The sequence below is a fragment of the Chryseobacterium sp. GM_Chr_2 genome, assembly GCF_026540445.1.
Classification (GTDB): Bacteria; Bacteroidota; Bacteroidia; order Flavobacteriales; family Weeksellaceae; genus Chryseobacterium.
This window is the reverse complement of record NZ_JALNUD010000033.1, coordinates 1-277: the sequence shown is the minus strand read 5'-3', so window position 1 is coordinate 277 and position 277 is coordinate 1. Positions and strand designations below refer to the sequence as shown.

Annotated in this window: 1 pseudogene; it reads right to left on the bottom strand. The window is 34.7% G+C overall.

Annotation, left to right across the window (positions count from 1 at the left end):
* Window positions 1-27: 27 nt before the first annotated feature.
* Window positions 28-277: pseudogene (locus OXQ85_RS20585) on the bottom strand (IS110 family transposase); the annotation flags it as partial.

Here is a 277-nt window from a genome sequence, read left to right as displayed (position 1 = left end):
GATGTTCTATGTTAAATTGCAAATTATTTAGGTTAAAATTTTAAAGTTTGTTTGATAATCCGGTTGATATTTCGTCTTATTCTTCACCACTCCAAAACAGATTCTCAAAAGTTTATTACAAACCGCTATCAAAGCCAATTTCTTTGCCTTCCCTTGAGAAAGAAGTCTTTCGTAAAATTCTTTGCACTGCTTGTTATGCTTTATTGCAGACCACGAACACACATAGATCAAGCCTCGGATATGAGTCTTTGATGTCCTACATTTTCCAGGGGAATAG